General features: G+C 73.2%; 13 protein-coding genes. 7 read left to right on the top strand and 6 right to left on the bottom strand.

The window, feature by feature from the left end; genetic code table 11:
* Nucleotides 1-346: 346 nt before the first annotated feature.
* On the top strand, nucleotides 347-1,180 hold the full coding sequence (locus J7E88_RS03375; RefSeq protein WP_308307254.1) for an aldo/keto reductase: 834 nt from the start codon (nucleotides 347-349) through the stop codon (nucleotides 1,178-1,180).
* 84 nt (nucleotides 1,181-1,264) lie between these two features.
* Here the strand turns inward: J7E88_RS03375 and J7E88_RS35490 are convergent, their stop codons facing one another.
* A complete protein-coding gene (locus tag J7E88_RS35490; RefSeq protein WP_251022022.1) occupies nucleotides 1,265-1,612 on the bottom strand; it encodes a hypothetical protein in 348 nt (115 codons plus the stop codon).
* 20 nt (nucleotides 1,613-1,632) lie between these two features.
* Nucleotides 1,633-1,935: a 4a-hydroxytetrahydrobiopterin dehydratase gene (locus J7E88_RS03365; protein WP_215176997.1), complete on the bottom strand. Its 303-nt coding sequence runs from the start codon at nucleotides 1,933-1,935 to the stop codon at nucleotides 1,633-1,635.
* Nucleotides 1,936-2,048: 113 nt separating this feature from the next.
* Here J7E88_RS03365 and J7E88_RS03360 point away from each other — a divergent pair, with 113 nt between their 5' ends.
* Nucleotides 2,049-2,555 carry an FBP domain-containing protein gene (locus J7E88_RS03360; protein WP_215176996.1) on the top strand — a complete coding sequence of 169 codons (507 nt, stop codon included), beginning with the start codon at nucleotides 2,049-2,051 and terminating at the stop codon, nucleotides 2,553-2,555.
* An 18-nt stretch (nucleotides 2,556-2,573) separates the two neighbouring features.
* On the opposite strand, the gene J7E88_RS03355 is transcribed toward J7E88_RS03360, so the two are convergent.
* The gene (locus tag J7E88_RS03355; protein ID WP_215176995.1) at nucleotides 2,574-4,115 is read right to left on the bottom strand and encodes an ATP-dependent DNA ligase; all 1,542 of its coding nucleotides are present in this window, start codon (nucleotides 4,113-4,115) and stop codon (nucleotides 2,574-2,576) included.
* 759 nt (nucleotides 4,116-4,874) lie between these two features.
* Here J7E88_RS03355 and J7E88_RS03350 point away from each other — a divergent pair.
* From J7E88_RS03350 to J7E88_RS03340, 3 genes are all read left to right on the top strand, one after another.
* Entirely contained in the window at nucleotides 4,875-5,933 is a 1,059-nt protein-coding gene (locus J7E88_RS03350; RefSeq protein WP_215176993.1) for a phosphatidylinositol-specific phospholipase C domain-containing protein, read from the top strand.
* 463 nt (nucleotides 5,934-6,396) lie between these two features.
* Nucleotides 6,397-6,816 (top strand): SsgA family sporulation/cell division regulator, encoded by a 420-nt coding sequence (locus J7E88_RS03345; protein WP_215176991.1) that lies wholly within the window; start codon nucleotides 6,397-6,399, stop codon nucleotides 6,814-6,816.
* A 34-nt stretch (nucleotides 6,817-6,850) separates the two neighbouring features.
* Entirely contained in the window at nucleotides 6,851-7,660 is an 810-nt protein-coding gene (locus tag J7E88_RS03340) for a helix-turn-helix domain-containing protein (protein ID WP_215176987.1), read from the top strand.
* Here J7E88_RS03340 and J7E88_RS03335 read toward each other — a convergent pair.
* The 3 genes from J7E88_RS03335 to J7E88_RS03325 form a co-directional block, all read right to left on the bottom strand.
* A complete protein-coding gene (locus J7E88_RS03335) occupies nucleotides 7,650-8,069 on the bottom strand; it encodes a hypothetical protein (protein WP_215176985.1) in 420 nt (139 codons plus the stop codon). The two genes, J7E88_RS03340 and J7E88_RS03335, sit on opposite strands and share 11 nt — an antisense overlap.
* A 131-nt stretch (nucleotides 8,070-8,200) precedes the next feature.
* A complete protein-coding gene (locus tag J7E88_RS03330; protein ID WP_215176982.1) occupies nucleotides 8,201-9,247 on the bottom strand; it encodes a zinc-dependent alcohol dehydrogenase family protein in 1,047 nt (348 codons plus the stop codon).
* Nucleotides 9,248-9,413: 166 nt separating this feature from the next.
* Nucleotides 9,414-11,576, bottom strand: a complete 2,163-nt coding sequence (locus J7E88_RS03325) for an alkaline phosphatase family protein (protein ID WP_215176979.1) — start codon at nucleotides 11,574-11,576, stop codon at nucleotides 9,414-9,416.
* A 597-nt stretch (nucleotides 11,577-12,173) separates the two neighbouring features.
* On the opposite strand from J7E88_RS03325, the gene J7E88_RS03320 reads away from it, so the two are divergent.
* Nucleotides 12,174-12,956 carry an MBL fold metallo-hydrolase gene (locus J7E88_RS03320; RefSeq protein ID WP_215176976.1) on the top strand — a complete coding sequence of 261 codons (783 nt, stop codon included), beginning with the start codon at nucleotides 12,174-12,176 and terminating at the stop codon, nucleotides 12,954-12,956.
* A gap of 17 nt (nucleotides 12,957-12,973) precedes the next feature.
* A complete protein-coding gene (locus tag J7E88_RS03315) occupies nucleotides 12,974-13,612 on the top strand; it encodes a DedA family protein (RefSeq protein ID WP_215176974.1) in 639 nt (212 codons plus the stop codon).
* The last annotated feature ends 7 nt before the right edge of the window (nucleotides 13,613-13,619 follow it).

Genomic DNA, 13,619 nt, shown 5'->3' with positions numbered 1-13,619 from the left:
GGCCATGTCGTGGGCGGACGGCGGGAGATGTTCCCGGGACGTGTGGGGTGTGCGGGGCATGACCGGAGGAGGGGCATGACCGTACCTGCCTTCCTGAGATGGGGGGTCAGGAGTGCCGTGCGACGCGCACGGGCGTGGGCGGCCCGTAGCCGGACGCCGTTCATGTCGATGTCCGGCGTTCAGGCATCTGCCACAGGGTGCCGCCTTGACGAGCCGCGGTCAATGGCGCCGACCGACTGCGCCTACGGCCGCGGGCGGGCAAGCCGGGTGCCGTGACGGGAATGCGTCCGCGGATGTGATCGTTGACCATGGGAGTACCAACCGACGACGTAAGGATCGACCGCTCGTGAGCAAGGTCCCCTCCATCACGCTCAACAACGGTGTCGCCATGCCGCAGCTCGGCTTCGGTGTCTGGCAGGTGCCCGACGACGAGGCGGCGCGGGCCGTCACCACGGCCCTGGAGGCCGGCTACCGCAGCATCGACACCGCCGCGGCCTACGAGAACGAGGCGGGCACGGGCAGGGCCGTCACCTCCTCCGGGATCGCCCGCGAGGAGCTGTTCGTCACCACCAAGCTGTGGAACAGCCGGCAGGGATACGACACGACGCTGCGCGCGTTCGACGCGTCCCTGGACAGGCTCGGCCTCGACTACGTCGACCTGTACCTGATCCACTGGCCGCTGCCCGCGAAGGACGCCTACGTGGACACCTACCGTGCCTTCGAGAAGATCTACGAGGAGGGTCGTGCCAAGGCCATCGGCGTCTCCAACTTCCTTCCCGAGCACCTGGAGCGGCTGATCGGCGAGACCTCGGTCGTCCCGGCCGTCAACCAGATCGAACTGCACCCGCAGCTGCAGCAGTCGGCCGCCCGCGAGACGCACGCCCGGCACGGCATCGCGACCGAGGCCTGGTCCCCGCTCGGGCAGGGCAGGGGCCTTCTGGAGGTGCCGACCGTCGTCGCGATCGCCCGGAAGCACGGCCGCACCCCCGCCCAGGTCGTGCTGCGCTGGCACCTCCAGCTCGGCAACGTCGTGATCCCCAAGTCCGTGACGCCGTCCCGGATCCAGGAGAACATCGACGTGTTCGACTTCGAGCTGGACGCCGACGACCTGGCCGCCTTCGCCGCACTCGACGAGGGCAGGCGGCTCGGCCCGGACCCGGCAGAGTTCAACCTCGCCTGACGCACGGGCGACGAGCAGACAGGACGGCGCAGCCGCGCGGACGCGGCTGCGTCGTCGTCGTGCCGGCCGCGCGGGGGGACGCGGTCACGCCCCGGACGTGACAGCGCCGGTGCGGTGCTCCTGCGGACCGATGCCGCGTGCGCTCAGCGCGAACGACCCGCTGTAGCCCACCTTCCGGGCGATCGCCGCCATGGTCCCGCCGCCGTCATACAAGCCGCCGCCACGGTCGCCCCGCCGCCACACAGCGGATCCGCCACCAGGGTCGCCCCGCCGCCACACAGCGGATCCGCCACCAGGGCCGCGCCGCCCGCCGGCAGGGTGGCGGGCGGTCGGCTGGAGGAGACCGCGGACGGCGGCAGCGGCGGCCTCGGCGCGCGCCACACCGCCGCGTGTGGCGTCGTGGACCGCTGTTTCAGGGTCGTGGTCGAGCACGCCCCGAGCATGCCGGGGCTTCAGTTCGCGCCGTGCCCCGGGGCGATCTCCTCGACGCGCTCGGCGAGGGCGAAGTCCCGTTCGGTGAGGGCGTTGACGTCGTGGGAGTGCACGGTCAGCGCGAGGGTGTTGTAGCCGAGGGCGAGGACGGAGTGGTGGTTCAGCTCCTCCTGGATCTGCGCGATGTGCACGACCATGGCGGTCGCGGCGAAGTGCGAGGCGAGGCGGTAGGAGCGGGCGATGCGCCCGTCGTCGAGCGACCAGCCGGGAAGTTCCCGCAGGCGGTCCTCGATCTCCTTCTGCGACAGTGGCTCGGTGGGCATGACCGTGATCCTTCCGGGAGGGGACGCAGGCACCGTGGAGACGGGGACACCATAGATCCGATGCCCGATAAATCGGATGCCTGCACCGGGACGCGCTGTGTACGTTCCACCGAGTGGAACCTTTGACCGACAAACAGATCCGCGCCTCCTTCGTCAACTGCACGAAGGGCGAGGCGTCGCGTATGCGCCTGCCCGCGGACTTCCATGAACTTCCCTGGGACGACCTGGACTTCCTCGGCTGGGTCGACCCGGGCGCGCCGCTGAAGGCACACCTGGTGCTGCCGCGCGAGGACCGGCCGGTCGGCATCACGCTGCGGATCCCCGCCACCGGCCGGACGAGCGCGCTGAAGTCGAGCATGTGCCAGGCGTGTCTCACCGGGCACGCATCCTCGGGGGTGACCCTGTTCGCCGCGCCGCTGGCCGGTGCCGTGGGCCGCGAGGGCAACACCGTGGGCACGTATCTCTGCGCGGACCTCGCCTGTTCGCTGTACGTGCGCGGCAAGAAGCAGCCGAAGCTGCGGCACGGGCGGTATGAGGAAAGCCTCACGCTCGATGAGCGGATCGCGCGCACGACGGCGAATCTGTCGGCGTTCGCGGACAAGGTGCTGGGCCTGCGCTGACACCCCGCCGCGCCGCGGTCACGGCCTGGCGGTGGCGAGGACCTGTTCGATCGTGTCGGCCTGCTCCGAAGGCTTGTCGGGCCGGTGGCGCAGCACACGCGCGAACCGCAGCGCGACCCCGGCCGGGTAGCGGGGGGAGCGCTGCAGCCCGTCGTAGGCCACCTCGACGACGAGTTCGGGACGGACGCGGACGGTGAACCCGTCGTCGTCTACGGCGAGTTCGCGCAGTCGCGCGGTCTGCCAGCGGAGCATCTCGTCAGTGAGGCCCTTGAAGGTCTTGCCGAGCATGACGAGGCCGCCGTCCGCGGCGCGGGCACCGAGGTGGAGATTGGACAGCAGCCCGGTGCGCCGCCCGTGTCCCCATTCGGCCGCCAGAACGACGAGGTCGAGCGTGTGCACCGGCTTGACCTTCAGCCAGGAGCGGCCGCGGCGACCCGCGACGTACGGCGCATCGAGTGCCTTGACGAGGACGCCCTCGTGGCCGATGCGCAGCGTCTCGGCGAAGAACGCCTCCGCTGCCGCGATCTGCTCCTCGGAGGCGGGGTCGTGGACGACATGGCGGCGGACCCGCATCGGCCCGGGCACGAGCCTGGACAGGTGTTCGTGGCGCTCGTGGCCGGGCAGGTCGAGGACGGGTTCGCCGTCGGCGGCGAGCACGTCGAAGTAGACGGGCGACAGCGGCAGGGCCGCGCGTGCCGCTTCGACGTCGAGGCGGGAGCCGACCCGCGAGGCAACGTCCTGGAACGGCAGGGGGCGGCCGTCCCGGCCGAGGGCGATGACCTCGCCGTCGAGGATGAACCGGTCCCCGGCCATCTCCCGGGCACTGTGCACCACTTCGGGCAGCCGGGCGGTGATGTCGTCGAGGGAGCGGGTGTAGACCCGGACGTCGTCCCCCGTGCGGTGCACCTGGACCCGGATGCCGTCGAGTTTCTCCTCGACGGCGCATCCGGTGCCGAGCGCCGCGACGGCCTCGGTCACGGACTTCGCGGTGTGGGCGAGCATCGGCTGCACCGGGCTGCCCACGCTCAGCCGGAAACGGGCGAGGGCCTCCGGGCCGTCGGCGAGCAGCGCGCGGGCGACCCGTGGCAGTGAGCCGTCGAGCATCACGGCCCGGCGCACGTCGGCGGCGGGGGCTCCGGCGGCCTTGGCGACCGCCTCAAGCGCCACGGCGTCGAGCGCTCCCTGTCGTACCTCTCCGGTGAGCAGCCGGATCAGGAAGTGCTGCTCCTCGGCGGTGGCGGCGGCCATGAGGGTGCGCACCCGTTCGCGACGCCCGGCCTGGGCGCCGGGCCCCGAGACCTCGGCGAGTCCGGTGAGGGCGGCGTCCGTCTCGGTGACGGTCAGACCGGGCTCGGCGGCCGGCGGTACGGGTTCCTTGAGCACGCTCCAGCCGATGCCGATGCGGCCCTGGGGAACGCGTCCGGCGAGGTACGAGATGACGAGCGCGACGTCCTCCGGGCGTGCCTCGGTGAAGAGCTCCCCGAGCGCGGCGATCTTCCGGGAGCGGGCGGACGTGGCGGCGACCTCTCGGGACACCTCGGCGAGTCGGGCGAGAAGCATGCGGCCATGGTGCCTCGCGGCCCGGCCCCCCGCACCCGTTCGCGCGTCCCAGGGCCCGGGGCCAGCCTGCCGGGTCCCGGGGTCCGCCTCCCGGGGCCGGGGCCAGCCTCCCGGGGCCCGGGGCGCCGGCACGCGCCGCACCCGTGGCCGCCCCTGGACCCGGTGCCTCGGCGGCGACGAGGCCGGAGCCCACGCCCCCCGTCGGGGCTCCACCCCGAACGCCGGGCCGCGAACCCCACGCCACGAACTCCCGCTACGGCCGGCGGACGTGGGTGGCGCCCCCAGCGGAGCTGAGGTTGGTCCGGGAGCCGGAGCCCCTCGTCGGGGCTCGGCCCCAAGCCCCGCGCCTCGAACTCCCCCTACGGCGGGCGGACGTGGGTGGAGGTCCCCAGCGGAGCTGAGGTTGGTCCGGGAGCCGGAGTCGCCCGTCGGGGCTCGGCCCCAAGCCCCGCGCCTCGAACTCCCCCTACGGCCGGCGGACGTGGGTGGAGGTCCTCCTTGAAGCCACGGGGCGCCCCCCCCAGCGGGGCTGAGGGTGCCCGGCGGGGCCGGATCATGCCGCACCTGGAGCGCCCGTCAGGTCGACTCGGCCGGAGGCGCTCGCAGCCCACGCGCCCGCCACGGCGAACGGGCCGGGGAACCCGGTGGGACACGTCCTCGCGGCGTGCCCCGCAACGGCCGGGTAGCGTCTCCCCACCGTTCGTCCAACTCCCCTAGTGTTCCGTCGACTTGACCACTCGACACAAGGACAGGGGCCCCATGGGGACGTTCCTGCGCACGGTCGCGACGACGTTCGTCGCGGCCGGCCTGCTCGCCGCCGCACTCGCTCCGGCCGAGGCGGCCGCACCGGTCGCGGACCCGGGGCAGCTGCCCTACTCCGCGACGACCTGGGTCGGCGTGCACAATGCCTACGAGCAGGCGAAGTACCCGTACTTCGCCGACGCGCTCGACTCCGGCGCCGGAATGCTGGAGATCGACGTCTGGACCAACGCCTTCGGCAGGTCCTGGCGGGTCTCGCACAGCAATCCGCTGGGGAACAACAACAACTGCGTGGGCGCCGCTAACGCCGGTGAGCTGCGCTCGAAGCCCAGGAACCGGGACCTCGGCGGCTGCCTGGCCGACATGCGGGCCTGGCACGACGCCCACCCCGGGCACCGTCCGGTGCTCGTGAAGATCGAGCTCAAGGACGGCTTCCGGAATATCAGTGGCCGTGGCCCCGACGAGCTGGACGCGCTGCTGACCGCGAAGCTCGGCGATGCGCTGTTCCGTCCGGCGGACCTGGCCGGCGGACAGCAGGACCTCGACGCGGCCGTGCGGGCGAACGGCTGGCCGGCCCGTTCGGAGATGGCCGGCCGGTTCGTCGTCGAGCTCATCCCGGGCACGGTCGAGGTGGGCAATCCCGCCGACACGCTCCTGACCGACCGCGAGTACGCCCAGCACCTGCGCGATCTGAAGGCCGCGGGGCGTCTCGGCGAGGCCGGTGCGTTCCCGGCGGTGCACAAGGCGGCCGCCGGCGACCCGCGCGGCCGGTACGCGGATGCCTCGATCCGGCCGTGGTTCGTCGTGTTCGACGGTGACGCGAGCGCGTACGCCGGTGGATCGATCGACACCTCCTGGTACGACCGCAACCGCTACCTCGTCGTCATGACCGCCGCGCACCAGGTCGCGCCCGCGATCGACGGCACGAACCCGACCGAGGCGCAGGCTCGGGACCGCATCGCCCTGCTGGCGGGGCGGCACGCGAGCGTGGTGTCCGCCGACTGGTATCCGCTGCCGTCGGTGCTGGCGACGGTGACACCCCGGGGAGCCGCCCAGTAGGGAAGAGCCTTACGGCGAGTAACAGGCATCACAGAAGATCGCTGCCGACGGCAGGAACACCGAACGGTGGTTTATCGTTCATCTATGCGCGGGGCGGGCGCGACAGCGCCCCGAAGCCCGCCCTCCTGACCGCCTCGGCCGGAAACCCCCGTCCGGCCGGGGCTCCCCTTCCTCTCCGCCCCGGGCCCTTTCGTGGCTCGGGGCGCTTTTTCGGCCACCGGGTCGCCGCCCGAAAGGCGGACGAACGGACCCGAAGCGCGGAATTCGCGGACCCCACCGGGCAGGCGTCCCTTTTATGCCGAAATGCAATGCCGCAAAGGTCTGGCCATCCGGCCTCCGGAGTTCGAAGGTGGGTGATGCAGGTCACACGCGCCACTGGTGTAGCTCGCGTACGGGCGAGCCCTGCCGTGACGCCGTCCCATGCAGAAGGAGCAGAACCGCGCAGCAGCAAGAGGAGCGAGCGATGTCACCCTCCATCGAGCAATCCGTCGTGGCCCGTCTCATCAGCGACGCGCCCCACTCCCTGGCCGTGCCGGTGATTCTGCGGTACCGCGACACCGACCCGCTCGCCGTCCGTCTGGTCTTCCCCCCGGAGGCCTGCCTCAACGACACGGGTGTCACCTGGACCTTCGCCCGCAGCCTGCTCGATGCCGGGCTGCGCGCCCCATCCGGTGACGGCGACGTCCACATCTGGCCCTGCGGACGCGTCCAGACCATGGTCGAGCTGCGCTCGCCGGAGGGCGTGGCGCTGCTCCAGTTCGACACCGCGACACTGCGCCGCTTCCTCGTCCACGCGTACGCGGCCGTACCCGCCGCCGCCGAGAGCGCCGCCATGGACATCGAGCGGGCGCTCGCCGCGCTGCTCGGGGAGGCGAGGGGCTGAAACGACCGCCGGGACACCGTAATACGGTCGGGGTATGACAACTGTCGTCCCCGGTACGGGTGCAGGGCCGCTGCTGCGGGGCTGGCGCGAGCAGCGCCGGATCAGCCAGCTGGAACTGGCCCTGCGTGCGGGGTCCTCGGCCCGCCACATCAGCTTCGTCGAGACGGGACGCGCGCGGCCCAGCGAGGAGATGATCCTCAGGCTCGCCGACCATCTCGACGTCCCCGTGCGTGAGCGCAACGCGCTGCTGCTCGCAGCCGGTTACGCCCCGCGGTACACGGAGACACCCGTCGACGACCCCTCCATGGGCGCGCTCCGCGAGGGCATCGAACGGCTGCTGCGGGGGTACGAGCCGTATCCGGCGCTCGTCGTCGACGGCTCGTACACCGTCGTGGCGGCGAACCGCGGCATCGCGATGCTGCTCGACGGCCTGCCGGAGCACCTGCTCTCGCCCCCGCTGAACAGCATGCGGATCACGCTGCACCCCGAAGGGCTCGCCCCGCGCATCCGCAATCTGCGCCGGTGGCGCGGTCATCTGCTGGCGCAGATGGAGCGCGACATGGCGCTCGCCCGCCGGCAGGCGGTGCGCGATCTGTACGACGAGGTCGCCGCCTACCCCCTGCCGGAGGCGGACGACGGCCCGGACGACCGGGAGGATCCGGAGCCCTGTCCGTATGTCGCGCTCCCGCTGCGGATCGAACACGAGGGGCGGGTGCTGTCGTTCATCTCCTCCATCTCGACGTTCAACACCCCGATGGACGTGACCGTCGCGGAGCTGGCCATCGAGACGTTCCTCCCGGCCGACCCGGCGACGGCCACGTACCTGCGGTCGCTCACGCCCTAGCCGTCGCCTTCAGCGCCGACCACTGCAGGGCGGCGAAGCCCGCCACGGTAACGGCCTGCAGGACGGTCCACACCGCGCCGGCCGGTGTGGGTTCCAGCCAGAGCGCGAGTGCAGCGAGGCTGAGCGGGGGCCAGACGATGTTGGCGGCGATGACGGCCTTGACCAGCGGCACGGGCGGGTGGGGCCGGGCGGCGAGCACACCGATGGCTCCGCCCAGCACGGCGAGGAAGACCCCCACGCCGAGCAGGAGCACGTCGTCGACCCCGAGGAAGCGGCCGGTCGGCCCGGACGCGGCGGCGTACGCGAGCCCGTTGGCCCCGGTGACGGCGGCGTCCAGGGCGAGGAAGCGGCGCAACATCGTCCGGGGCTCGGTGGTACGGGAGATGCCGGCGAGCAGGGCCTGGGACATGAGGGATCAGCCTCCATCGGGGTCGTACGGACGGGGCCCGGGGTCCGGACGGAGTGCGCCGCCCGGGCTCCGGTGGCCCCAGACTGCCGTGCGGTCCTGCGGGCGGTCGATTACCTCGCAGGTCATGCGCGTCAGGCCCCGGCGTGCGGGGTGATCACCGTGACGCCCGTGCCGGGCGCGGTGTCCAGTGCCATGAGCGCGTCGGGCACGGCGTCGAGGGTGATCTCCGCCGTCACGAGCAGTTCCGGGCGCAACGCACCGGAGGCGACCATCGCCATCATCGCCGGGTAGTCGTGGGCAGCCATGCCGTGGCTGCCGAGGATCTCCAGCTCCAGGGCGACAACGCGGTCCATGGGGACATGCGCTCCCGAGGGAAGCAGGCCGACCTGGACGTGGCGGCCCTGGCTGCGCAGGCTGCGGACGGAGTTCTCGCAGGTGACGGACGCGCCGAGTGCGTCGATCGAGAGATGGGCGCCGCCGCCCGTGGCCGCCTGGACGGCCACGGGGACGCCGCCGGCGGGCAGCGCGGAGGCGTCCATGCCCGCCTCGGCCCCGAGCCTGCGGGCCATCTCCAGCGCGCCCGGCGGCACATCGACGGCAAGGACGCGGGCCCCGCACGCGGCGGCGATCATCACCGCGGAGAGGCCGACGCCACCACAGCCGTGCACGGCCACCCACTCCCCCGGCCGCACCCGGCCCTGGCCGACGACCGCCCGGAACGCGGTCGCGAACCGGCAGCCGAGACTCGCGGCCGTGGCGTACGGCATGCCGTCGGGCAGAGCCACCAGGTTGGCGTCGGCGTGGTGCACGGGGACGTACTCGGCGAAGGAGCCCCAGTGGGTGAAGCCGGGCTGTTCCTGGTGTTCGCAGACCTGTTGGGCGCCCCGGGCGCAGGCGGCGCAGCGGCCGCACGCGCAGATGAACGGGACGGTGACCCGGTCGCCGGGCGACCAGCCCATTACATCGGGGCCTACGGCGGCGATCACTCCGGACAGTTCGTGGCCGGGGACGTGCGGCAGGGCGATGCCGGCGTCGTGGCCCATCCAGCCGTGCCAGTCGCTGCGGCACAGTCCGGTCGCCTCGACCCTGACGACGACGCCGTCACGCGCCGGGACGGGGTCGGGCACCTCCCGTATCCCGGGCCGCTTGCCGAACTCGTCGAACACCACCGCACGCATGTGTCACCGCTCTCCTCGACAGGCCACGCTGATCTTCCGGGCCGACGTCCAGGCGTACACCAGCACGCCCGCGAAGAGGAAGAGCACTCCCTGGTGGACGGCCGCGCAACCCGAACCCGCGGCGAGGCCGATGGCGCCGTACCGGGCGACGGAGGCCGGGAGCAGGTCACATGGTGTCGTCCGGCAGGGAACCCTCATCAACTGGAATCTCTTCTTCCGCTTGACGGTCCCGCCGGGAGAACTCCCGCACGTTCTCCCGCCGGGCGAAGGAGCTCGGCCCGATCGGGACCTGCGGCCCCTCGCACTCCCGCAGCCAGCGCCTGAGCACCCGGTGCACCTGCTCCGCCCCCACCAGTTCGCCCCCGGGCGGCACCGGCGGCGACAGCTCCAGCGGCGACAGCAGGAACGCCTCCGACTGCTCCCCGCCGAGCCCGCCGTGCGAACCGATCTGCTCCTCGAAGGCGTGCACCACGCCGGTCCTCGGGTCGTACATCGAGTTCACCATGATGTCCGCGACATGCGGAAACGCGTCGGTGCGCCGCACGGCGTCCACCGCGCCGGGGCCGAACGCGGCGAGCGGCCCGCCGTCGCCGTCCTTCAGATCGGCGAGCGGCACGGCGACGCCGCCCCGCGTGAGCACCACCGACCCCTGCTCCTCGCTGTGCACCAGCAGGAACCCGATGCCCGGATGGTTCGCGAGGGTCGACAGCAGCGCGGGATGGCGGCGTTCGATCTCCTCCCGGCCCACCCGGTGGGGCACGTCGGGGAACGAGATCAGGGCCAGATTGCCCGACGCCAGCACGATCGGGTCGGAGCCCGTCGCGGGCTGCTCCAGCTCTCCGTCCTCCTCGACGTCCCGGTGCAGTGCGGTGCGCAGCGCGTCACGGGCCGCGTCGCGGGCCTCCGCCCCGCTCTTGGAACGCTCGGCACGGCGCGGCACCGGCAGCCCGCAGCCGGCGCGCACCAGATCGCGCAGGGTCAGCCCGTACGCGTCCTCGAAGGTGCTCCCCGGACTCTGGCCGTGGTCGGACAGGAGCACGATCCGGTAGTCGCGGGGCGCGTGCTCGGCGACCTTGGCGATCAGCGCGAGCGAGCGGTCCAGCCGCTCCAGCACCGCCTGGGCGTCCATGCTGTGCGGTCCGGAGTGGTGGGCGACCTCGTCGTAGGCGACCAGATCGGCGTAGACGGCGGTCCGGCCGGCGAGCAGGTCCCCCATCACCGCGGCGACCACCACATCACGTTCGACGACGGTGGCGAACGCGCGGATGAACGGGTAGAGGCCGCCGCGGCCGACCCTCGGCTCGTCGCCTCGCAGGCGTGCACGCGTCGACTGGCCGATCTCGCGGGCGACCTCGGCGACGAACGACACGGCGGTGCGGACGGCGTTCGCCGGATCGGAGAAGTACGCGAAGTAGCCGGCCCGCGAGCGGTTGGCGCGCGCCCGGCGGGCCGCGACGGACAGGACCAGGGCGACCTGGTCGGCGCCCCCGGTGAACAGATTGCCGCGGCTCGCCCCGTCCACGGTCAGCAGCCCGCCGTCGGCCGTCCGCTCGACGGCGCGGCGCTGGAGCTCGGCCGCGCTCGCCGGGCGGTTGCTCACCACGATCCGGCGCCGGTCCTTCTCGTACCAACGGAAGGCGGGCACGTCGTGGTTGGAGCCGTGCAGGATGCCGAGCTGGCTGGCGCCGGTCTGGCTCGACCAGTCGGTCCGCCAGGGGGTGATCCGGTGCGTGTCGCCGAGCCAGCTGGCGACGGTGGGCATCACCCCGCTGTCGGCCGCCCGCCGCAGCACGTCGTGGCCGACACCGTCGAGCTGTACGAACACCGTGCCCGGTGAACCGGACCGCCCCGGGTCCTCGCCGCGGCGGCGGCTGCGGCGGTGGGCCAGGCGGGAGAGCCTGCGCCGGTAGGCGTCGTCGTCGCGGACGGCGAGCGCGGTGGACGTCGCGGACGCGACGGCGGACATCACGGCGGCCACCACGACGGCGGTCTCCGGTTTCGCGGTGCCGCGGCCGTCCGGGATCAGCCACAGGGCGATGAGCAGCAGCGAGCCGTTGAGGAAGAAGACGAGCAGGCCGAGCACGAGCGCGGGAACGAGCAGCAGGGCCCGTACGATCACGGGCCACACGAGCGCCCCGAGCAGACCGAAGGCGCCCGCGCCCCAGCCGGCGGTGATCGCCGTCCGGGTCACGCTGTCGCCGTCGGCGGACTGGAGCCGGAAGTCGGGCAGCAGCCCGGCGAGCGCCAGCATGGTCACGGCCGACACGCCCCAGACCACGACGACCCGGAAGACGGCCCTTCCGGCAGTGCGCCACCGCCCTTCGACCACGCGTGTCACCTCACCCCTCGAGCAGGCCTCCAGCGTGGCACAGCGCGGCGCCCCTGAGCGGGGGACGGCCGGAACCCGGCTGGCCTTGGGGCACGGCGCACGCGGTGTCGGGGGTCGCCGCGGATCACCACGACGGCTCACTCGGTGCCGAGGCCGCGACGGTCAACGGCCGGGCCAGGCCCGGTACCTGGGCCGCGGGGATCGCCCAGAGGGCCAACGGCCCCGACCAGACCGGCACCCGCATGGATGCGCACGGCTCGCGGCGGGACCCGGCTGATCGTCTGCCCCTGCGGCACAGCGCTCGCGGGGCCCCGGGCCATGGCGGATCGCCGCGAAGGTGCACTCGGTGCAGGGATCCGCCAGGGCCAGCGGCCTGGGCCGGCCCCTGCTTGGGGCACGCACGGCTCACGGCCGGGCCCGGCTGATCGTCTGCCCCTGCGGCACAGCGCACTCGGTACTGGCGCTGCTCCCCACGGACCACAAAGGCGCACTCGGTGCCAGGGGCCGCTGCGGCCAACGGCCCGGACCAAGGCCCGGTCCCGGCCGGGGACAACTACCCTCGTACGGTACGGGGGACCTGCTACGAGGAGGCGTCGCGTGCCGGTGGAGATCACCTGGTGGGGTCATGCCACCTGCACGATCGAGGACTCCGGGGTCCGGGTGCTGACCGACCCCCTACTCGTACGGCGGCTTGCCCATCTCCGCAGGCGCCGCGGCGCCCTGCCGCCGGTCGAGGCCACCGTCGCCGATGCCGTGCTCGTCTCCCACCTGCACTCCGACCACCTCCATCTGCCCTCGCTCGCACGGCTCGCGCCCGGCACCCTGCTGGTCGTGCCCTCCGGCGCGGCACGTTCGGTGCCGGGGCTGCGGCGGGTCGCCGCGGCGGCCGACCTGCGCGTCACCGAGGTCGCCCCGGGCGACGAGGTGCGCGTCGACGACCTTCGCGTACGGGCGGTCCCCGCGCGGCACGACGGGCGCAGGCTGCCCTGGGGGCCGCACCGCTCCCCCGCGCTCGGCTATGTCGTCAGCGGCGAGGCCGACACGTACTTCGCAGGCGACACCGGTCTGTTCGACTCCATGGCCGACGAGGTCGGTCCGGTCGATGTGGCGCTGCTTCCCGTCGGCGGCTGGGGCCCGTACCTGGGGCAGGGCCACCTTGACGCCGGTCGGGCGGCGGAGGCGCTCGCCTCCCTCTCGCCCCGCGCGGCCGTGCCCGTGCACTACGGCACGTACTGGCCGATCGGGATGGACGGCGTCCGGCCGCACGAGTTCTACGCACCGGGCGACGAGTTCGCCCGCAAGGCCGCACGGCTCGCGCCGAAGGTGAGCGTGCACCGGCTGGGTCACGGCGAGCGGATCAGGCCGGAGGCCGGGCGGTGACCCCGGACGTTCCGGCGATGGTGGCACAACTCACCGAGATGGCAAGGGGGTTGCCGCCGGAGTCGACACAGCAGGCGGTCGGCTATCCCTCTCTGTTCCTGCTGGTGGCACTCGGGGCGCTGGTGCCGGTGGTGCCGACCGGCGCGGTGGTCAGCTCCGCGGCGGTGGTGGCGGTCCATCAGACGGCTCCGTTCGCCCTGCTGTTCGTCTTCCTGATCGCGTCGCTGGCCGCGTTCGTCGGGGACGTGACCCTGTACTGGCTCGGCCGGCGCGGGGTCGGTTCACACAACGGTTCGCGCTGGCTGGCCGCGCTGCGGGGGCGGGCCGCGCCCGACCGGCTGGAGCAGGCGCAGGAGAAGCTCGCCGAACACGAAGTGACGGTGCTGGTGCTCTCGCGCCTGATGCCGGCCGGGCGGATCCCGGTCATGCTGGCCTGCCTGCTGGCCCGGATGGAGCTGGGCCGCTTCATGCGCGGGGACGCTCCGGCGTGCCTGGCGTGGGCGGCGACGTACGGGCTGATCGGCATTCTGGGCGGGTCGCTGTTCGCCCGGCCGTGGCAGGGCGTGGTCGCGGCGGTCGCGCTGACCGTGCTGGTCGGCGGGGCACCGGCGGTGTGGCGCAGGATGCGGCAGGCGGGCACCCGCCGGCAGGCATGAGCACCGG

The sequence above is a fragment of the Streptomyces sp. ISL-10 genome (genome assembly GCF_018614575.1).
GTDB lineage: Bacteria > Actinomycetota > Actinomycetes > Streptomycetales > Streptomycetaceae > Streptomyces.
This window is presented reverse-complemented; position numbering and strand designations above follow the sequence as displayed.